The organism is Bacteroides sp. AM32-11AC (assembly GCF_003603515.1).
GTDB lineage: Bacteria > Bacteroidota > Bacteroidia > Bacteroidales > Bacteroidaceae > Bacteroides > Bacteroides uniformis.
This window is the reverse complement of record NZ_QTNH01000002.1, coordinates 124,480-146,447: the sequence shown is the minus strand read 5'-3', so window position 1 is coordinate 146,447 and position 21,968 is coordinate 124,480. Positions and strand designations below refer to the sequence as shown.

At 49.7% G+C, this 21,968-nt stretch carries 11 protein-coding genes; 3 read left to right on the top strand and 8 right to left on the bottom strand.

The genetic code is table 11. From position 1 onward, the window contains the following. Positions 1-3: 3 nt before the first annotated feature. The 8 genes from DW800_RS02500 to DW800_RS02460 all read right to left on the bottom strand — a co-directional run bounded on the left by DW800_RS02500 (position 4) and on the right by DW800_RS02460 (position 14,082). Positions 4-693 (bottom strand): SGNH/GDSL hydrolase family protein, encoded by a 690-nt coding sequence (locus tag DW800_RS02500; RefSeq protein WP_057281708.1) that lies wholly within the window; start codon positions 691-693, stop codon positions 4-6. An 18-nt stretch (positions 694-711) separates the two neighbouring features. Beyond that, positions 712-2,076 carry an MGH1-like glycoside hydrolase domain-containing protein gene (locus DW800_RS02495; protein ID WP_057281735.1) on the bottom strand — a complete coding sequence of 455 codons (1,365 nt, stop codon included), beginning with the start codon at positions 2,074-2,076 and terminating at the stop codon, positions 712-714. Between the two features lie 25 nt (positions 2,077-2,101). Further along, positions 2,102-3,226: a glycerophosphodiester phosphodiesterase family protein gene (locus DW800_RS02490; protein ID WP_044467517.1), complete on the bottom strand. Its 1,125-nt coding sequence runs from the start codon at positions 3,224-3,226 to the stop codon at positions 2,102-2,104. Between the two features lie 38 nt (positions 3,227-3,264). Continuing rightward, a complete protein-coding gene (locus DW800_RS02485; protein WP_057281707.1) occupies positions 3,265-5,130 on the bottom strand; it encodes a beta-L-arabinofuranosidase domain-containing protein in 1,866 nt (621 codons plus the stop codon). Between the two features lie 368 nt (positions 5,131-5,498). Beyond that, on the bottom strand, positions 5,499-7,004 hold the full coding sequence (locus DW800_RS02480) for a RagB/SusD family nutrient uptake outer membrane protein (protein ID WP_016272753.1): 1,506 nt from the start codon (positions 7,002-7,004) through the stop codon (positions 5,499-5,501). A gap of 20 nt (positions 7,005-7,024) precedes the next feature. Next, positions 7,025-10,249, bottom strand: coding sequence for a SusC/RagA family TonB-linked outer membrane protein (locus DW800_RS02475; protein WP_057281706.1), 3,225 nt, complete (start codon positions 10,247-10,249; stop codon positions 7,025-7,027). Positions 10,250-11,014: 765 nt separating this feature from the next. Continuing rightward, complete coding sequence (locus tag DW800_RS02465) at positions 11,015-12,832, bottom strand: beta-N-acetylhexosaminidase family protein (protein WP_227224268.1); 1,818 nt, start codon at positions 12,830-12,832, stop codon at positions 11,015-11,017. A 140-nt stretch (positions 12,833-12,972) separates the two neighbouring features. Beyond that, positions 12,973-14,082, bottom strand: a complete 1,110-nt coding sequence (locus DW800_RS02460) for a glycoside hydrolase family 43 protein (RefSeq protein ID WP_016272757.1) — start codon at positions 14,080-14,082, stop codon at positions 12,973-12,975. A 251-nt stretch (positions 14,083-14,333) separates the two neighbouring features. On the opposite strand from DW800_RS02460, the gene DW800_RS02455 reads away from it, so the two are divergent. From DW800_RS02455 to DW800_RS02445, 3 genes are read left to right on the top strand one after another with little or no spacing between them, the layout of a single operon-like run. Then, the gene (locus tag DW800_RS02455; protein WP_035457718.1) at positions 14,334-16,151 is read left to right on the top strand and encodes a glycoside hydrolase family 2 protein; all 1,818 of its coding nucleotides are present in this window, start codon (positions 14,334-14,336) and stop codon (positions 16,149-16,151) included. A gap of 20 nt (positions 16,152-16,171) precedes the next feature. Beyond that, positions 16,172-20,164, top strand: coding sequence for a hybrid sensor histidine kinase/response regulator transcription factor (locus DW800_RS02450; protein WP_064774941.1), 3,993 nt, complete (start codon positions 16,172-16,174; stop codon positions 20,162-20,164). Between the two features lie 35 nt (positions 20,165-20,199). After that, on the top strand, positions 20,200-21,966 hold the full coding sequence (locus tag DW800_RS02445; protein ID WP_016272760.1) for a DUF6057 family protein: 1,767 nt from the start codon (positions 20,200-20,202) through the stop codon (positions 21,964-21,966). The last annotated feature ends 2 nt before the right edge of the window (positions 21,967-21,968 follow it).

Here is a 21,968-nt window from a genome sequence, read left to right as displayed (position 1 = left end):
GCATCATCGCAAAGTGTCGAATATCGCCTCGGCTATCTTTCGCATGCCTCGGTCGTCAGGGTGGGCAATAATAAACTCCTTGGTCACGGTATAAGGCTTTCCTTCCACATCATAGAGGGTATCGCCCACCTTGGGACGCGAATCATACAGACGGTCTATCCAGTCAATCGGAATAAAGGAAATACCGTGGGTACGGGCGGCATGAATAATGGCACGCTCCTTCTCGGCATCTTCCCAAAAGCAACCGGTGATGACCACCCTGCCCGCTTTCTGTTTGCAATATTCCACCAGGCGGAGAATGCCCGGACGGAACGCCTGCTTATCCTGCACATTCTCACCCAGACGAATCACGACAAGGTCTTTGCCGCGAACAGCCGAACCTATCAATGAATCAATATCGCACGTCAGATTGCGTTCCCAGTAAGCGATGTTGAGCGGGGTAACCACCGTGCCGGGATGTTCTGCGCAGAGCAGCTTCTGCAACTGGTGGCAATAGTCGTTCTCTTCCTTCGAAGCTGCCATGCCCCACTCCGAGAACCATTCGATATCAGCCTTATATTCATGCCGTGTAATGGAATTTCCCAGGCAAAGCACTTTAAGGGAAGCGCCGCCCGGTTTAGACTTCTTATTGTTTTCTCCCGAAGCGGGAAGACAGATTACGGCCATGATACAGGCCAGTAACAAATGTTTCATACTCTTGCTTGATAAAAATTAAAATTCATTCACCGTCTCTTTACCGTCCAGCCAGGCAGCCATGTTCAGCACCAGCAAGTTCCAGTTCTGGAAGCCCTTGTTGAGGATGGGCTCGCCGTTGTCGGGCATGTAATATTCGTGCAACGCACCGAAACGCTCATAGTCGCGTCCCAGCAGCAACACGGTCTTCTCCGCCAACTCCCGGGCATCTTCCGTATAGCCGTAGCGGAGCAGTCCCCGGAAAACAAAGTAGTTGACGCATATCCATACCGGTCCTTGCCAGGAAGAAGGATTGCCGCTGGCACGCACGTCGTACATTTTCTCCAATGGAGAAAGGGAACGCACACCTGCCGCCGCATTGAACAAACGGGAATCGCGATATTGCCGTTCCACGATTTCGCGCGCCTGCTCGGGAGTGGCAATTCCGGCCCACAACGCCATGAAGCCGCTCCACACACTGAAACGTTGTATCAGGCAGTCGTAAGTACGGGGTTGTCCGGTGTGGTAATGAAAGCCCGGCGTAGCGGGCTTTTCCACCGGAAGCAGGTTAAGGTCTACACTGTAGTAGAAGCCGTCGCGAGGGTCCCAGCAATGCTTGCGGATATCTTCTTTCAGTTCCTCCGCTTCGCGGGTGAACCGATTTTCCAGATCGGGCATGCGGAGCTGTCTTGCCAGATAAGCCATGGCAAGCAGTTCCCTATACATCAAGGCATTGAGGAAGATGGAGCCCGAGCTTCCGTGAGGACGGTAGAAGGTACTCGGGTCATTGTCCACGCCAATCATTTCATCGTTTTCCCAATAGAGCAATCCGGTGGCCTTGTGGCGATGGTAATTGAGGTACTTGCCCACAAACGTCTGCAAGTTATAAAACCCCTCACGCAGCCATTCGGCATCACCGCCCGTCTGCTCCACTACAAAAGCAGCATGCTGCGCCAGGACGGGTTTGTGCATATTGGTCTTCCAGGGATTGATTTTCTGCAGCAACTGCCAGCGCTCTTCCGTATTGTCAAAGATGCAAATGGGAATCCACCCGTCGCCTCCGCCATAGCTGAGGAAGTTGAGAATACAGCCTTTCTCGTAGGCAATCAGTTCCTCACGGTCGTCACTGGTGCCGTTTTCCACGATGATTTGCCGCAGGGCTATGTCGCTCAGCCATGAATCCCAGTCCCACAACTGGTTGGCATACTGCCCGCTGCCGGGCACAAGGAAAGGATACTTCAATGCACCGACCGGTTGCCGGTACATGCCCTTCATATTCTTATAAATATGCTGCCGACATATCGCTTTGTATTTTTTCAGGTTGTCGGCATTCCTTTCGGGTAATTGCGCCGTCAATGAAACGCTGACCACAAGCCCGAAGCACAAAAACAGTATCTTCTTCATATATTTCAAAACACCTATTGATTTTTCATCTTAATCCCTTCTTCTCCAAGGCTGCAATCAACTCGGCAGGCACGTCCGTCTGAATCATCCTCACAGTGGGAAATATGTCAAACAGTTCGTCAAGTTGCCTGTCATCCAGTGCATATTCGGGTATGGCCTGGTCGAGCACCCACAGCAGGCAGACGGAGGGAATCATGCCCAACTCTACCGAATCGCCCAAAGAGGGGCTTCTGCCTTCGGTGGCATACGATGTCTGTACGAAGAACGTACGCGGCAATCCCTCCAGCAACTTGTGCCCTCCTACCCAAGGATAGACGTTGGCATCCTCCACCACACCGAGCACCTCACGGGTACCCTCTTCCACGCCACTGTAGAAGAATACGGCTTCCATCATACCCGTCCGGCACACCACGTCCGCCACTTTCCCGAAGATACCTTGTCCGGTACATTTGTCGATGTCTACATACGCCCGTCCGCGTACGGCGGTCAGATACTCTTCCAATGTGGGCATCTTCTCATCGGTGGGTTTTCCGGCACGGTCTTTCAGGTTGTACTGCAGGATTTCGTCATAGGTCATGTCGGCAATCCGGCCTTGTCCGGTGGTAGTGGCGTCGATGGTCTCGTCGTGACATACCACGAGAACACCATCTTTTGTATGCCTGACGTCGCACTCCAGAATTTCAGCGCCGGCGGCCACGGCAGCCTCTATCGCACTGAGAGAATTCTCGGGAATGGTCTTGTCCTGCGTATGCGCCCGGTGGGCCATGACCCACACCTTCTTGTACGAGGGGTCTTTGAACCGCCGCATGGCAACGCTGAGCGCCGGCAAGTCGCAGACATGTATACCGGCAGTCAATGTTCCGGTTGCCGTCTGCGCCTTGATGGTGTAATCCCCCTCCTTGGCATAGGCGTGCGTCAGGAGTCCGTCGTTCCTGCCCGTTTCCACGGTTCCGTCTCCGAAATCCACCGTCATCTCCATGTCCGGAGCAACGTTGTCCAGCTTTATCTTTACTACCTCATGCAACATGGTATACTCACTGACCGATATGCGGGGTGTTTGTGTCTCTACTTCCTTTTTCGCTCCCTGGCAAGCCGTCAGAAGAACCAGCAGAAGGCCGATGCACAGATTCATTTTCTTGTTATAGCTCATATTTTATCTCTATAAAGGAATTTCTACCTGTTTTTCCATCAATATTTCCGGTAAGGTTCCGTCATCATGTGCAGGGTTTGCGGAATCCATACCTTGTAGCGGCCTTTCGGGGCCCAGTCGTTGCCCGCAGAGGCAAAGTCACAGAAGCGCACGGGCTTGGCCGTCTTGTTGGCGGCATCTTCCAGGTCGGTGCCCAGCACAGCGGGAACTTCCAACGTAATCCAGGCAAATGAGCCGGACATATTTTCGTGTACTGCGGCCTGCACCACACCCCGCTCATCGCTCCGGATGACGGCACACTCATCCACATCGCCGTCGTCGAAACGGCTGTCGCGGGCAAATACCAGCGGACCGCGCACCACTGCCTGGTGGTTATGATTCTTCACTACTTTGGTTTGAAGGTCGAATTCCAATGTCACTTCATCGCCCCGCTTCCACATACGGTCCAGGCAGAGATAACCGCCCCGGTGCAGCACTTCCTGCTCTTGCCCGTTGACAAAGGCCTTCGCCCCGTCTACCTGCGAAGGGATGCGCAAGGAGAGTTTAAAGCGTTCGTCCCTCTGCGGTTCCACTCCGATGCTTACCTTTCCGTTTACGGGATAACCGGTCTCTACTTTCAGGGCCACTGCATTTTTCCTGCCCGTCTTCACCGTAGCTTCCATCGGCACATAGAGATTGAGGAATACACCGTCTTCTTTTGTCGCCACCGCCATCTTCGGAATCAGGGCGAATCCCCGGGGACCATTGGCGTTGCAGCAGTTGATGTGCATGCCGCATTGCTCCTCACCCGGCTGTCTGCGTCCTTCCAACGGACTGTACTTGGAAATCTGTCCTCCGTCGTGTTTCATCGAGGCGAACAAGGCATTGTACATCGTCCGTTCAAACTCCTCGACGTAGAGCGGATTGCCCGTGTCGCGCCACAAACGGCTGCAGAACTGCATGTAGGTGAACGTCACGCAAGTCTCCATCGTATGATAAGCCGGCAGAGTCTGCTTGTCCTTGCCTCCATACCAGCACTCGAAGGCCGCACCCGAACCGGCAATGTTTATCTCGTCGCGCCGGATACTCCCGGCCGTACGCTCGGCGGCTTCCTTGTAAAGAGGGTCGTCCAGCACACGCCCCAGTTCTATCAGACCTTCGTAGCAGGACATCATCTCGTAAGCCTTCTGCCCGTTTTCGAACGACCACCACGATGCCGGATAAGCCGAACGTTGCGATACCGGCACATCTTTCAGCGCTTTGGCTATGAGTTGCGAACTGCCCTCCCGCTCGATGCCCGCCACGATGCTTTTGGCAAAGTCGAGGTAACGTCTCTCGCGGGTAATGTCATACAGATAGACCACCGGTTCCAGAATGGAACAACTTGCCATACCAAAGTAATTGCCGGTACGGGCAATGTCGATGTGCTGTTCGTGCAACTGCTTCATCAGGTAATCCACCGAACGCATAGCGGTCTGCAATGCCGCCTTGTCGCCGGTCAGGCGATAGTATGCCACCAAGGCAAGTGCCGAATATTTCCTGCCCCAGATGTCCCAGTTGGTCAGCCGGGCTTCGGGGCTGTAGTTACCTATGTAGCCTTCCGGAGTCTGGGTCTGCATGAAACTCCGCACGCCAGTCTTTATCTGCTCCAGCAACGCAGGGTCCTTGCAATACTCGTAAGACGAAATGGCCCCCAGCAGCCACTTGCCAAAGAATTCGGACTGCCACAGGCTTGTCTCCCCGCGATGACGGAAAGGCTCTACCAGATGCTCCACATCCTGCGATTTCACCCGCTGCTCGATGCAGGTATGAATGCGTCCGCCTACAAAACCGCCAATGCGGATGTCCTCTACCCTGCTCTCCTGCCCCAAAACCGGCAAAGAGCCCCAGGCACACAGTCCTAACAACAATACTCTATAATTCATCGTATATCCATATTTTGATAATATCCATAAAAAACATGCAAGTGCAAACAGTATTTTTTGTCCGAATTTATATACACGCAATCCAACATTCCGCAAACAGCTAAGCATCAACCATTTACGGATCATCCTATCTCAGTCGTATACTTAGGGTATCTCAGTCGTATAGTGAGATACCCTAAGTATACGACTGAGGTACCCTCATTATACGACCTTGCCTGAAAACAATCCATCTTGTAATCTTTTTATACCTTATTCCCCAAAAAGACGAAGTGCATAAAAAAAGACAAATCTCCCCCCGCAATCTTTTCCGGAGAACAGAATACGGAAGGAGATTCTTAGTGTTTGCATCCAATCATCATCCTGCTTTATCAATATCCGGGGTTTTGTTCAATCACACCGCCCGACTCGGTAATCACCTTCGGTGGAATGGGGAACAATACCATGTGGTCCTTGGCTGCGGTACATCCGCGATTTCTGGCAAACTCAATGTATTTACCGAAGCGTATCAGGTCCTGACGGCGCCAGCCTTCCATAAAGAGCTCGCGCCCTCTTTCCATCAGCAGGAATTCTTTAAACTTCTCCTTGCTGGATTGTATATCTGCCGGAATGGTATGCGTGACGCCCACACGGTCGGTAATCTGTTTCAGATAGCCCAGTGCCTTGTCCGTAGGTCCGTTCAGCTCGTTCTCTATTTCGGCCAGAGAGAGGAGTACGTCCGCATAACGGAAAGCCACGATATGCGTATTGCCATTGGAATACTTCTCGGAGTCGTTACACAGATATTTCACCGGAACAGCCCCCTGCTGGATACGGTCATCACTTGCGCCACCTCCCCCGGGACGGGTATAAAGCGTGCCGTCTGCGCTCTTGTAAGAGTCAAATATCACCTCCAAGCGTGCATCTGCCTTGTCGTACGTATCGTAGAACTCCCACGGCATCAGGTAACCTCCCCAACGGTTTGCACCGGATTTATATTCAAAGTCCTTTCCAAAGGTGATACAGTTGGGCGGGAAAGCATAGAAGAAATATTCATTGCCGGCAAGCTCGCCACTCGGAACAGCCCACACCGTCTCATCGTTCATTTCATTGATAAAGATATCCTTATAATCATCAGACAGTTTGTAGCCCATCGTCTTCATACTCTCGGCATAAGGCAAAGCCTTGTCATACTGATGGTCATTCATATATGCCTTCATCAGCAGCATGGTGGCAAGCCCCTTGTTCACACGCCCCCAATTGCCCGTACCGTTGGTCTTGTCATAGAGGTATGGAAGCGATTCCTGCAAATCGCTCACCATCCGGTTGAAATAGGTCTCTTTCGTGGGACGTGGCGTATAACCGATATTGCTCAATTCTTCCGGTTCGAGTACACAAGATACCGGACCGTACAAGTCATAGAAACAGAACATCAGCCATGCACGCAATGTCTTCGCCTCGGCTATCTTGGTAGCCTTTGCCGCTTCGGGCAGACCACCCACCTTCTCCAGCTGGTCGAGAATGAAGGTGCATCGCGTAATGTTACGGCTAATGGTATAAGTCATGAACGTGTCCCAGGCACCTGCCCAGTTGAAATCGTATAAGCGGTTGCCCTGATGGCGGCATTCGTCCGAAGTAAATTCCGAATAAGCCCACCAGCCATCGCCTGCCGCATAGATAGGCATGGCCCAGCCACCGTTTGAATCGTCCCACATACCGCCTGAATTGGCCTTGAAATTAGCATACATCCCTACCACCAACGCATCAATATCTTCTACCGTTTGCGGAAAGTTTGCATTTGTCAGGCTCGAAAATACTTTTTGGTCCAAGTCGCATGAATGGAGCATCACACCCATGCACAAGGCAACCGCCCAACTGATTATCTTTTTTGTTTTCATCTCTTCTTGGTATTTTTAGTTTAGAAATTAATGTTAACACCCAATACGACTGTAAACGGAATGGGGAACGGTGCAAAGTTGGTTCCCATTTCCGGATCCAGACCATCGTAGTTGGTCAGCATCAGCGTGTTCTGCAAATCCACGAATACAGAAGCATCCGAAGCAATCTTATTTCTCTTCAGGAATTTCTCAGGCAGCATATAGGTCAGCTTGATATCCTTGAAGCGCCAGAAATGTACGTTCTTCAGTGTAAAGTCGTGCATGCCGGTCTTATTGTTTCCGCCCGTCACATCTTGTGCAATACCGGGATACCAGCCGGTAGGATTGTAGGAAGTCCATCTGTCCTTTACGCGTACACTGGTGTTATCGTCGCCGATGCCTCTGAAGTGCCATGCATCGTGTGATTTTCTGCCCAATACACCATACGTGTCAATATCCAGCATCCAGTTTTTGAAGCGCAGGCTGGCACCCAGACCGAAATTGGCCTTCGGATCCCACGTACCCAATTTCACGATGTCATTATCATCCATCACGCCGTCTCCGTTTACGTCCACATACCTCAGATTACCCGGTTTGGCATCCGGCTGGAGCACCTTGCCATTCGAAGTATAGGCTTGCACCTCTTCCAAAGAGTGGAAAATCCCATTGGTTTTCCAGCCGTAAATCGGACTAAGGTCATCTTTTTCCTTCAGCCATGGGCTGATAGCCACTTCCGGATTACGTTCCACCCACTTGGAACGGTTATGCGCCATATTGGCATACGCCGTCAGCGTCCAGTCTTTCTTATCGATGAGGGTACCTTTCAATGACACCTCAATACCTTGGCTTCGGGTAGAACCTACATTCTTGGCAATATTCGTCACCATACCGGTCACGGGAAGCGGAGTGAAATTGAGCAAATCCTTGGCTGTACGCACGTAGTAGTCCACACTACCGGTCAAGCGGTCATCGAAGAAACCGAAGTCGAGTCCGGCATTTATGGTAATGTCCGTTTCCCACTTCAAATCCGGATTACCTTGCTGTTTCTGAATGATACCCTTATGATAAACTCCACCGAAGTAGTAATAGTCACCGTTAATGGCATTGCCATACGTAGTCAGCGAATAAGTACCGCCGGTCAGGATGCTTTCGTTACCGGATGTACCGTAACCGGCTCTCAACTTCAGGAAGCTCAAAGCGTTAAAGTCTTTCATGAATTTCTCCTCAGAGATAATCCATGCAGCGGAAGCACCGGGAAACCATCCCCACTTGTGGTTGTCGGCAAATACGGAAGAGCCGTCGTTACGGAGCGTAACGCCCAGTATATAGCGGTTCTTGAAGGTATAGTTCAAACGGCCGAAGAAAGAGAGCTTGTTGCGCCAGGTCTTCCACGAGCCCAGATTGCTTCTTTCAAGGTCGGCCGTAGAGCCGATGTTGTTATTCTCGTACACATCCGTAGGAAAGTTGTAGCCCATCACGTTGTGCGCCTTGGAAGTGGTGATGTAGTATCCCGTACCCACCACTGCATTCAGGTGATGATTCTTGGCGATGTCCTTGTCGAAAGTCAGGTATTCTTCTATTCCGTAGTTGTCGTTGAACGAATCGGAGAAACCACCGTAGTTCTTTTCTATCTGTGCCGGCAACTTAGCCTTAGATGAGCCGAAAATCTCGCGGTTCTCGTCTGTCTTGTCCACGCTCAACTGCACGTTTGCCTTGAGCCACGGCAGGAATTTCACTTCCAGATTGGGCGAGAACATCAGGCGCTTTGTCACAGTCTGGTTCTTGATGTGGAACCAAACGGCCGGATTAGGCGTCAGCGGAGAGATGGAAGTGGTCGTATTTCCGTTTTCATCGTATAGCGGCATGTTCGACGGGAAGTAAATGGCAGCGTTGGTCTGCACCGCCTCATTGGCATTCGAATGGGTACCCGCATCTCCCGCCGACGGATTGTTTGCCGACAAATGGGAGTACATGCTTGCCACGCTCAGCTTGACGTTCTTATTGAAGTTGGCCTCAAAGTTGAGACGGCCGCTGAAACGTTTCATGTCACTGACCTTCAGAATGGAATTCTGGTCGTAGTAGTTGAACGAAGCATAAAGCCTGAACTTCTCCGAACCGGCATTGATAGCCACATTGTGATTATGGATAAGTCCGGTACGCGTAATCTCGTCCACATGGTCGTAAGTCTGCGCATTGCGTATTTCCTCGGCCGTAAATGCCTCTGCCCACCCCGAAGCGGGAGCCGGTTCCGTACCGTAAGGGAAGTAGTTGCCGCGATAGAGGAACTGCTCCATTCTGGAAAGGTTGACGTTGGTCATGTATTCCTGAGCATTGAGTACGTCATAATATTTGCTCAGCCCCTGCACTGAAAAAGAGCCATTGTAAGAGATGCGGGGCTTTCCGGCCTGTCCTTTCTTGGTGGTAATCAGAATCACACCGTTGGCAGCAGACGAACCGTAAATGGCGGCAGCACTGGCATCCTTCATCACATCGATGGAAAGGATGTCATTGGGATTCAACGTAGCGAGCGGACTTCGGTCGGCACCGTCGCGCAAGCTCAGCTGGTTGGGACCTCCGTTGGAAGCCTTGTTTCCAGTGCTGCTTATCACTACCCCGTCAATGACGTAAAGCGGAGAATTCGAACCGTTGGGCGAAAGGTTTCCACGAATGTTCACGCTCATTCCCGCACCGGGCTGTGCAGAGTTTTGCGTAATGGTAAGACCGGCCACCTTGCCTTGCAGCAGATTGTCGGCACTCACCGCATTGGGCGCTTCAAGCTCCTCGGACTTTACGGAAGAGATGGCACCCGTCACCGAGCGCTTCAATTGTGAACCATATCCCACAACCACCACTTCTTCCAGCAACTCGGCATCGTCCTGAAGAACGACGGTATATTCCGACTTCGAGTCTACCGGAAAAGCGTAGGTCTTGAAACCGATAAACGACACCTCTATCACCTGCCCTGCTCCGGCAGAAATCGTAAAGCGTCCGTCTATATCCGTTATCACACCCGACGTAGTGCCTTTCACTATCACGTTGGCACCAATGACCGGTTCACCGGTCTTGTCTTTCACCACTCCAGTCACATTTCTTTTTTGTTGTACAACTTCCGTTCCATCTGCTGGAGGATTTACGGCTTCTGCGTGTAAGCCCTGAACCGAACCGAATGAGAACAGACCTACCATTCCCACCATCTGGAGAAAACGGCGGCCACGGTATGTTCCGTTCAGGATTGTGCTTACCAAAAGCGTTTCATGCTTTTTCATAATACGAATGTATTTAAGAATTAATTAAAAAAATTTTGCTGCAAACTTACCTGCAAAAAAGATTAAAAAAGGATAATTGCTCTTCAAAAAAGGCAAATATCCGCTCATTCATGCGTTTTGAACAGTTTGTTTTCATCCTTCACCACCTTCACCTTTTCCCTCAACCTGCCTATCCACAAGCTTTTCCGGTGAAACCGGTTTTACCCTATGCCGCTTTCCCGATGAAACCTCTTTTCTTCGCACTTCCAATTCCCGACAACTCCAAAAACATCTGCAGTTCAAATCTGTTTCACTATAATATAACTATGTATAAATCAACAGATAATTACTGCAAAATTCTGCAATAGTTTTGCAGTAACACTGCAACAGTTTTGCAGTGGCGCTGCAACTAACTTGCAGTAGCGCTGCAACTAACTTGCAGTAGCGCTGCAACCAATTTGCAATGATGCTGCAAATCGGTTACAGTGAAGTTCGCCGCCGGCAATTGACAACTCCCGAAACATAAACGCGAGAGCGAACACAGAATTAAACCGGTTTCACCGGAAAAGCCTATGAATAGAGGGATTGAAGGAAAAGGTGAAGGAAGTGAAGAATAAAAAAAACGCTTTTATTCCATTTGGTTTACTCAAGTTTCACAAGCTCACTTCCGTAGCAGACTACGAATACCTTGTCAACATAAGAAGTCGGGCTTGCGAAACTTAAAGGCAGGCTATCGTTTGCATTTTACTAAAAAAGCAATCCGAAAACGGGATTAAAAGACACCCCCTATTTACCGGTACGTTGAACCACCTCCTGATACAACCGGTCGAAAGCAGGTTTCAGATGGCAGCTTCCGGTCTTTACACCCGGCTGGAATCCGTTCTGGTTGTAAGTGGCGTCTATTTTCTTCATCAATACCTGGAGGGCCTTGGCATGAGAAGCGGCTTTCTCCAGTTCCGTCTTTTTGCCGTCACACTGTGCCGCCAACATGCACAGCACTTCTCTTCCATATTCACCCAGCAACTTAAACTGCATCAGCCAAGGGGTTATTTCCTTGATTAATGCCGGATTTTCATCGGAAGCCAGCAGCAGGTCGGCAGAAGCAATCATACGTTCGCATTCCTCGGTTACAGCCGATGCAGCGGCGACCTCCCGCTTTCCTTCGCGGCAATAAGCATCCAGCAACCGTTCCAAAGCAGGACGAATCTGTTCTGACTCTTCACGACGGAAATCATGTTCGTTCCCGCCAAGGTCGGAATTGTGTGAGGCAAAGACCTGAAGAGCTGCGGCATGGCCGGGCATCAGGTACCGGACAGCTCTTCTCCACGATGCATCACTCTTGTAGGCATCCATGTTCCAAGCATAATCGGCTATACTGAAAAGGGCGATTTTTGAAGCCTCGGCATGTTCCATAGGGTTGGATATAAAAGCACTTATATCGTCATCGATATCTGTCCCATTGCCATAGACAGCCCCCAGCAAAAGGCGGTCGCGCACATAGTCGGACACGGGGAAATTCCACCAAATGAATGCTTTGCGCTTCAACAGCGGATTGACAAACTGCATCGTAGGCTTATCAATACAAGCCACCACTTTATCGCCCGTCCACAAGATGCCTATGTCCGGATGAAGCTTGCCGCCCAGCGTCGCGAGATAACCTCCCTCGAGCTTAGTCCACAGACGGTTGTACTCCGTAGGACACATCAGCAACGGAGCAACATCCCCTTTCACTTTGACGAAGTTATGATAAATATCATTCAACAGCTCCACCTGCTTCTCCGCCGATGTCCCTTCGCCGGAAATATCATCAAAGAAAACGGCAAAGGCCCTTATCCCCAAACGATACATGCTTTCGAACTTTTCCATCAACAAATCACGGTCTTCCGTATTCCAGCGAATGTCCTTTCCCGGATGGATAGCCCAATAGAAAAGCACTTCGTTCCGCCGCGCACATTCCACCAGTTCTTTCAGCTGTTCGGCTTCCTGAGCAGGATAGGGCTTGCGCCAGTTGGGCGAACTGTGGTAAGGGTCGTCCTTAGGACCGTAAATATAGATATTCATCTTGTTGCGCCCATAGAAATCAAGCTGCGACAAGCGTGCTTCCCGGCTCCAGGGAACGCCATAGAAACCTTCCACCACACCACGGTAGGGTACGTCGGGATAATCCGTCACCTCCACCAACGGCAGTTTGGGCAATGCAATCAGTTGGACCAGCGTCTGCACACCGTAAAAAACCCCTCTACGGTCGGCACCGGCAACAACAATACCTTCCTTGTCTATCTTCAGATAATAACCCTCTGCCTGTTTAGGGATACGTGCAGCATACTTCCTCACAGACTTATCCCCCTTCATACCGATACAAACGGAAAAATCGGCAGTCACCGCAGCATCCGGAAAAAGACCGGCCAACAACTGCTCCGCCGCACTTCCCCGCAAAGTGGCTCCTACCTGCAAACTATATCTTGCAGGGATAAAAACAGAATCCTCACTTCCCACATATTTCTGCGGAGTGGGCTGGAGGTGAAAACCCTGCGCATCGGCTTCCGCCCATGAACAGAGAAACAAGATGCACAAAAGCAATACCATGTTTTTCATCAATACCATATTTTTTTAAGATTCATACTCACAGCAGAAGCACACGCAACTGCCGGATGCAAAATAAGGGCATTTTCCATGGAAAAAAGAAGAAATTCCGACCGAAAAAGGAGAATTTCCGCATCCATAAGGCAACTTCCGTGCCGATTTCAATCATCATTCGCATGTGGCGTCCCCGACGGCTTGCGCAACAGCGTATCCTGCCTTTGCGGACATCCCAGTATCGGAATACCGTCTTTGTCCCACTCCACCTTCTGCATACAGACTTCATACTTCTCTAAAGAAATGAACATATCTTCCAAGTCCTTACGCACCTTATACAGATAGTAATACTCCGTCTCGTCCGGCGAGGGTATGAAACAGACGATGCTGGGAGCATAGAGTTTATCGGTGGTGTTCGAGCTGAATACCGGAACCGGGCACTTCTTCCATGAAGCGGAATCAAGCAAATCGGCAGAAGCATCGGCCATCAGCATGCCTTCACAATAATAAGGGGTCCAACGGCCACTGGCAGCATAATAGAGCAGAATCTTGTCTTGACGAAGCGACCTGAACACCTGAGGACACTCATTCACATAAATCGGATAAGCCGTGCGGTTGCCGTCAATACCTACCCACTGGCACTCCCACTCATATTCGGGCCTCGATATCAGCACGCGCTCCGAAGACAAAGTCCAGGGATTCTCCATTTCGGCAATATAGATACACTGGTTTTCTTCATAAACCCTGCGGGAAGGCCAGCCGCACCACACCAGATACAAACGGCCGTCCTGCTGGAATACCGTAGAGAACATGGCCACATGATTCTCCTTATCGGTGTCAATGCGCCCTTTCAGCCTGAACGTACCCTTCAGCGGATCGGGCGAATCATTCTCCAGCACATAGATACAACGATTATCCAGGTTATTGTCATTCCCGGTGAAATAAACATACCATTTGGAATCAATGTAGTGCAATTCGGCATCATCTATGTTTCCGACAGAAGGATCGGCAGAACTCCACACATTCTTGAATTCTTTCTCCTTGAGCAAAGTGGCATCCTCAGCCGCACGCAGGTATATACCCGACATCCACCCCTGGATGCAATAATACATACCGTGATGAAACAAGACATGACACCCCAGAAAACCGGTAGAAATAGGATTGACATAGCACTGCAAAGAGTCTACTCCGTCCACGTTTTCAGAACGCTTTCCCGAATGGCAGGAACTGAACCACCCGACAAGCAAACAAAGAAAAGCACACTTGATTCTCATCATACGGAAATCATTTAATTTAAGGTATATATACTCAAACAGAAATATCCTGCGACTATTTCCGTTTGGCTCCAAATCTTCCAAAGCCATCGCAAAGTAATGGATTTTATTCTTAAGAAAAAGCAGCTGAAACAAAATTCGCCTTTTTTGGTCAGTTTTTATCCTTTCATAAAGACGAATTGGAGCACCTTTGCCCAAATTCCGCACGACAGACGGAAACAACTATAATTTATAAACAACAGATTGTTATGAGAATGAAAAAATTGGCGTTAGCATGTGCTTTGGCATTAGGCCTGCAAGCCCCCTCCCTCGCCCAATGGAAACCGGCAGGCGACAGAATAAAGACGGAATGGGGAGAGAAACTGGACCCTGCCAACGTTCTGCCGGAATATCCGCGCCCGATGATGGAACGAAAAGAATGGAAAAACCTGAACGGACTGTGGGACTATGCCATCCGCCCGTGTGGAGAAGCAGAACCGAAAACCTACGACGGCGAGATATTGGTGCCCTTCGCCGTAGAATCATCGCTATCAGGAGTAGGCGTGCACTTGGAAGACAGTCAGGAATTGTGGTATACACGGCAATTTGAAGTACCTGCCGGATGGAAAGGGAAAAGAGTACTGCTGCATTTCGGTGCCGTAGACTGGAGAGCCCATGTGTGGGTGAACAACACCAGCGTAGGCAAGCACGAAGGCGGTTATACCCCTTTCTGCTTCGACATCACCGATGCACTGCAAAAAGGAAGCAACAAACTGACCGTACGTGTATGGGACCCCACCAACAATGGTCCGCAACCCGTAGGAAAACAAGCCAACCGCCCGCAAGGCATCTGGTATACAGCCGTCTCAGGCATCTGGCAGACTGTGTGGCTCGAACCGGTAAACGAAAACCATATAGCCTCTATGAAAATCACACCCGACATCGACCTCAACCGGCTGCGGATTGAAGCCCGGACCGGTGAAGGCGAATGGAAAAAAGGATGCCGTCTGGAAGCGGAAGTATATGACAACGGCAAACTTGTAGCCTCGGGAGCAGCCATCCGTGGGGAGGCCATAGACATCACCATACCCGGAGAAGTAAAGCTGTGGTCGCCCGACACACCTTTCTTATATACACTCAAAGTACGTCTGAAACAAAACAGCACGGAAACGGATGCGGTGGACAGCTATGCAGCCATGAGAAAGTTCTCGTCCAAGCGCGACGCAAGCGGTGTGATGAGAATGCAACTGAACAACCGCGACCTGTTCCAGTTCGGCCCGCTGGACCAGGGCTGGTGGCCCGACGGCCTCTATACCGCCCCCACGGACGAGGCTCTGATTTACGACATACAGAAGACGAAAGACTTCGGCTTCAACATGATTCGCAAGCATGTAAAAGTGGAACCCGCACGCTGGTACGCACACTGTGACCGGATAGGCATCATCGTATGGCAAGACATGCCCAACGGCGACAAAATGCACGAATGGAACCAACGTGACTACTTCACCGGTGCCGACCTGACCCGCACTCCGCAATCGGAAGCCATTTACTTCAAGGAATGGAAAGAGATTATGGATTACCTCTACTCCTACCCCTGCATCGGCGTATGGGTACCCTTCAATGAGGGATGGGGACAGTTTAAAACAGAAGAAACAGCCAACCTGACCAAACAATATGACGGCACCCGACTGGTGAACGCTGCCAGCGGTGGCAACCATTATACATGCGGTGACATGCTGGACATACACAGCTATCCGGGTCCCGAACCGTTTCTGTATGATGCCCGACGGGCCAACGTGATAGGAGAATACGGCGGTATAGGCTATGTAGTGAAAGGGCACGTATGGGAGGCCGACCGCAACTGGGGATATATCCGGTTCAATACCTCAAAAGAAGTAACCGACGAATACGTGAAATATGCGCAAGAATTGAAGAAACTCGCCCTGAAAGGTTTCACCGGTGCGGTATATACACAGACCTCGGACGTAGAAATCGAAGTGAACGGCCTGATGACGTATGACCGTAAAGTAATTAAAGTGGACGAAAAGCGTATCAGGGAAATCAACCTGGAAATTTGCAATTCTCTCAAATAAATTCTATTTTCGCCATCACTATGAAAAGACTGTTTCTCATATTGTGCTTTCTTATCGGAATATCCGGTTATCCGGCCACTGCTGCCGAAATATTATCGGTAAGGAGGCTCAATGTGGAAAACGGTCTTTCATACAATACCGCCACTTGTTGCCTGCAAGACAGCTACGGCTTCATCTGGATCGGTACGGAAAACGGCCTGAACCGCTACGACGGCTGCAACAATCGGATATACCGCAGCAGCAACCATAAGCACTCCTTGGGCAACAGCCACATAAAAACACTTGCAGAACTAGACCAAGAGTTGTGGGTAGGAACCGAAAACGGCATCTATATCTACCGCCATGCCTCGGATGATTTCTCACACTTCGACATCACCACACAATTCGGCGTCATCATCAGCAGCGAAATACGAAAAATAGTCAAGACACACAACGGCCTCATGTGGATAGCCACCATAGGCCAAGGGCTCTTTATCTACAATCCCCAAACAAACACAATGAAACAGGATTGCGTATGGAACTCCTTCATCAACGACATCTGCGAAGACGAGGACGGCCGTGTCTATGTACTTTCGCGCCAGAAAGGATTGATGATATATGATGAAGACGGAAACCGGAAACCCGCCGACACCCCCTTGGCCGAAATTGCCGAAGGCACCGGAATAAACTTCCTGCAATGTATCGGCGGCAACCTCTGGTTCAACCAAGGCAGCAAGCTGTACTGCTACCAGAAACTGCTGGGAAAAACCGAAGTGTATGAAACAAACGGAAAACGGTTCGGAACCATCTTCTGCCTCATCAAGTATAGAGAGAAAAGCCTGCTGATAGGAACAGACAAAGGAATTTTTGCCCTGCAACTGCCACAATGCACCTTCGAAGAAATCAATCTGCCCACCAGCTTCCTGAACATCAAGCAACCGCATATCAATGACCTTATGTGCGACAACGAGGGCAACTTCTGGATAATGACCAACTACAATGGAGTGGAAATCATCAACAACCAGCTGAAACGCTTTGAATTTTATACCATTCCCACCACAAACACACAACCGGAAACCGGAAGGACTGAAATAAGAGCCTTCTATGAAGACAATCAGAAGAAAATATGGCTGGGCACCGATAAAGGCTTGTGGATATTCGACCCTGCCAGCAAGAACCTCGAAGAATACCGACCTGAAAACATGCCGCCACACCGGCCTGACATCTGCTGCCTGCTGCCAAGCAAGGAAGATCTGTGGATAGGTACTTACAAAGAGGGCATCTACAGACTGAACATGAACACCGGAAAATGGAAAAACTACCGCCACTCACAACAAACGCCACATACAATACCCAGCAACGACGTATTAAGTCTGTATCAAGGACATGATGGAACCATATACGTAGGCACAAATATCGGCCTATGCCGATACCGTGCAGAAACTGACAATTTTCTGCCTATCATCCAAGTGGGGGCAATGACAGCGGTAACGGACATTCTGGAAGATTCACATCAACACCTCTGGATAGCCACCTCAAACAGCGGGGTTTTCAAGATGATAAACCTCAATGCGGAAAGCACTGTGTGGAATCATTATAAAAAGACAAATCAGAATACCAACAGCATTATCAGCAATTCCATCACAAGTCTGTTCGAAGACAAAGACGACCGGATGTGGTTCGGCACCAATGAATCGGGCATATGCCGTTTTTCCGAAGCAACCGGACATTTCTCAACCCTTCTTCCCGGCAGCCGGACACCGCTGACCGGCAACATGGCATGTGCCATCAGGCAAGACCACGACGGAGATTTATGGGTGTCGAGCAATAACGGTATTTACCAGATTCCCCAAGATAACCGAAAAGATATCAGGCAGTTCACGATGAACGATGGCCTGCAAAGCAATCAATTCCTGCCCAAGGCATCGCTGCTCTCTTCAGACAACAAACTCTATTTCGGCGGTATCAACGGATTCAATATCCTGACCCCCGAAGACATTAAGAACAATCCATATATTCCTCCCGTATACATCATGGAGATAGGCTTCCCCCACATGAGCGACAAGGAGGGACAAACCGACTTTGGCAATGCACTCTATATGCGGAAAGAAATACGGTTGCCGTACGAATACAACACTTTTTCCCTACGGTTCGTGGCCCTCAGCTATGAAGAGCCGCTTAAAAACCAGTACAAATACCGCCTGAAGGGTGCCGACAAAGAATGGATTGCCAATACCTCCAGCCACTCGGCGTCCTACACTCACCTGCCGCCCGGAGAATATGAATTCCAAGTGAAAGGAGCCAATAATGACGGCTTGTGGAACGACCGGACGGCTTCGCTGCGCATCATCATCACTCCCCCGTGGTGGCTGAGCATACCGGCCTACATAACTTATGCGCTGGCACTCTTTTTCATCATCGGATATATCACCTATCGCTGGAGGATGCACGTCAAACGCAAGTACCATCAAATGATGGAAGACTTCCGCATCACACAAGACAAGGAAATCTACAAACAGAAGATAAGTTTCTTCATCAATCTGGTACATGAAATACGTACCCCACTCAGTCTGATATGCCTGCCACTAGAGAAATTGCGCGACGGGAAGATAGAGGAACATGGCAAACATCTCACCCTGATTGAGAAAAACGTCAGCTATCTGCTCGAAATCACCAACCAGCTTCTTGATTTTCAAAAGATAGAGAACAAAAAAATGAAGCTCGACCTGAAAAGACATGATATAAATGCAATCATAAAAGACATCGCCGAACAATTTAAAGATGCGGCATCCATCAAAGGCCTTGAGCTCTCCGTCAGCCTACCTGCACCCGAAATGGAAGCCATAGTTGACAATGACATCATCCGTAAAATCATGGTCAACCTGATGAGCAATGCACTGAAGTATGCCGCATCAATGATTGAACTGAGCCTGAAGGAATCTGACGGGCACATTGTCATTTGTGTCAGCAACGACGGTCCCCGGATTCCCGAAGGACAAAAGGAAAAGATATTCCAAATCTTCTATCAAATACCGGATGATAAAAAACAAATGCCAGGAACCGGTATCGGACTTGCTTTCTCCAAATCACTGGCAGAATCCCACCAAGGCACTCTGTCCGTAGAGAACCTGCCGTCGAGCGGATGTTCGTTCATCCTCTCACTACCCCTGAAGAGAGCTACGGAAAAACTTCCGGAAACGGAAAGCCATCCGGAAAGCGAAGGGTTTGAACCGGACCTGCCCCAGACAAAGAACAAACGCCACACCGTGCTGATTGTAGAAGACAACATCGAATTGCAGAATGAAATACGGGAAGCACTGGAACAATGGTATAAGGTATATACTGCCGGCAACGGAAAGGAAGCGCTGGAAAAACTTGAAACGAATGATGCCACAGACGTTATCGTCAGCGACGTCATGATGCCCGAGATGGACGGTATAGAGATGTGCCGCCACATCAAGACGAACCTTACTTACTCACACATCCCCATCATCCTATTGACAGCCAAGACCAATCTGGAATCAAAGACAGAAGGCATGGAGAACGGTGCGGAGGTATATATGGAAAAGCCGTTCAGCATCAAGCAACTGCACAACCAGATAGAAAATCTGCTGAAATTGCGTTTGGCCTTCCACGAGCTGATGCTCCGTTCGGCAGGAACCACACACGAAACGCCTATATCGGAATATATTCAGTCCGAATGCGACATCACCTTCATGAAAGAGGTGGATACTGCCCTTACAAAACATCTGGACGAGGAAAGTTTCTCCGTAGACAATCTGGCCGATGCCATGAATATGAGCCGCACGAATTTCTACCGGAAATTAAAAATGCTGACCGGAATGGCTCCCAATATCTATATCAAGAACTTCAGGCTCAACCAGGCAGCCGAACTGCTTGCCCAGAACATGCGCATCAACGAAGTGATGTTGCGCGTAGGATTCATGGCCCCATCCTACTTTGCCAAATGCTTCAAAGCCAAATTCGGCAAACTGCCCAAAGAATATCAAAACACCATCAACAAGCAAGAATGAGGAATCTGCTTGTGAAAAAACAAATATACATTGATATGAAACCACTATCACAGAAGCTCCGGAAAACCGGCTTATCCCTCCTTTGGGGCACAACAGTGTGGCTGTTCTGGAGGATAGTCTATCCGGGCCACCTCCAATACCACGAGCAATACCAACTTTTTTTGTTCGACATGGAATATTGGAAAGAAAGAATCGCCATCCCCGGCGGAATGGCCGACTATATAAGCGAATTCCTGGTGCAGTTTTATTATCATACGTGGATGGGTGCCACTATGCTGGCACTCTTGTTCATAGGGCTGCAACTCCTGACATGGAAATTAGCAAAAAGACAAGGAACACCGGAAGTGTATTACCCGTTGAGTTTCCTACCGGCAATAGCCGTATGGCACTTTATGTGTGACGAAAACGCCATGTTGTCGTTTGTGGTGGCCCTGCTGATGACATTGGTTGCCAACTATTTCTACACCTTCCTGCACACCAAATGGAAACGTGCGATGTACGTGCTGGTATGTTTCCCTGTCCTTCTTTGGATGGCGGGAGCAACACATCTCATCTTTATGGGCTGGATTATCATCAGCGAACTGCACACCTGCTTCAAAAAAAGGAAATTCCTCCAAGGAATCGGAATCGTGGTAGGGATGTTCGCATTGAAAGCCACCTGCACGCTATTGATAAGCATGCAAGTGCAGAACCCCATCTACCAGCTAAGCGGATTTCTCGGCTACTACCGTTTCCCTGCGGTGATTCCCCGGATGGAAATGACAATCATCCTTCTGTTCACCGTGCTCCCCTATCTGCTGGCCCGGCTCCCCCGGACGCACAAGCATGTATCTCTATATATGGCCTTACAGAGCATGGCATTAGTAGCAATAAGTTATCCCTATATTCTTTCAAGCTGCAATTTTGATAAGGAAGAGGCAATGGAGTACAATCAATTGGCAAGAAACCGGCAGTGGAACCAAATCATAGGAAAAGCGGAAAACAAGTCCCCGGTTTCCCCGCTCAGCGTAACTTGCCTGAATCTGGCTCTGAGCAAGACCGGACAACTGGGCAACCGAATGTTCGAGTTCTACCAGAATGGGACGGAAGGCCTGATAGCCAAGTTCCAGCGAAACTTCGTCACTCCGCTTCCTACGGGCGAAGTATTATACCATCTGGGGATGATTAACGACGCACAGCGTTTTGCCTTCGAAGCCATGGAAGCCATTCCCAACTTCCGCAAAAGCGGGCGCTGCCTCAAACGGCTGGCCGAAACAAACCTGATTAACGGACAGTATGAAGTGGCGGCCAAATACCTGCGTATTTTAAGCAAGACACTGTTTTATAAAGACTGGGCAAAAAACACGATGACCTATCTATACAATGAAGAGAAAATCGACGCACACCCGGAATGGGGACGGTTGAGACAAATGCGGTATACAGAGAACTTCCTGTCCGGAAGCCACGAAACGGATATCCTGCTGGCACGCTTGTATGAACAAAACCCGCAGAACCGGACGGCTCTTGAATACCTGCTGGCATATACACTGCAAAAACGCGACCTGAAAGGCTTCATGAATTACTATCCTTCAGACGCAAATATCAATCATGAACCCATTCCGCGCAGTTACCAGGAAGCGCTGGCATATATATGGGGACAGACTCACAAGGATTTCCGGGACATACCTTGGAAACTGTCTCCGCAAGTAATGCAGGATTGCAAAGATTTCATGCGGATTTACACATCACAACCGAATGGGCGGCAAATACTGCAAACTCTGTATACCGGCACATTCTGGCATTATCTGTTATTTCAAAAATAGGA

Excerpts from the sequence above, each read along its gene's own strand:
- DW800_RS02500 (WP_057281708.1), bottom strand. The coding sequence starts at position 693 with ATGAAACATTTGTTACTGGCCTGTATCATGGCCGTAATCTGTCTTCCC.
- DW800_RS02495 (WP_057281735.1), bottom strand. The coding sequence starts at position 2,076 with ATGAAGAAGATACTGTTTTTGTGCTTCGGGCTTGTGGTCAGCGTTTCA.
- DW800_RS02490 (WP_044467517.1), bottom strand. The coding sequence starts at position 3,226 with ATGAGCTATAACAAGAAAATGAATCTGTGCATCGGCCTTCTGCTGGTT.
- DW800_RS02485 (WP_057281707.1), bottom strand. The coding sequence starts at position 5,130 with ATGAATTATAGAGTATTGTTGTTAGGACTGTGTGCCTGGGGCTCTTTG.
- DW800_RS02480 (WP_016272753.1), bottom strand. The coding sequence starts at position 7,004 with ATGAAAACAAAAAAGATAATCAGTTGGGCGGTTGCCTTGTGCATGGGT.
- DW800_RS02475 (WP_057281706.1), bottom strand. The coding sequence starts at position 10,249 with ATGAAAAAGCATGAAACGCTTTTGGTAAGCACAATCCTGAACGGAACA.
- DW800_RS02465 (WP_227224268.1), bottom strand. The coding sequence starts at position 12,832 with ATGGTATTGATGAAAAACATGGTATTGCTTTTGTGCATCTTGTTTCTC.
- DW800_RS02460 (WP_016272757.1), bottom strand. The coding sequence starts at position 14,082 with ATGATGAGAATCAAGTGTGCTTTTCTTTGTTTGCTTGTCGGGTGGTTC.
- DW800_RS02455 (WP_035457718.1), top strand. The coding sequence starts at position 14,334 with ATGAAAAAATTGGCGTTAGCATGTGCTTTGGCATTAGGCCTGCAAGCC.
- DW800_RS02450 (WP_064774941.1), top strand. The coding sequence starts at position 16,172 with ATGAAAAGACTGTTTCTCATATTGTGCTTTCTTATCGGAATATCCGGT.
- DW800_RS02445 (WP_016272760.1), top strand. The coding sequence starts at position 20,200 with ATGAAACCACTATCACAGAAGCTCCGGAAAACCGGCTTATCCCTCCTT.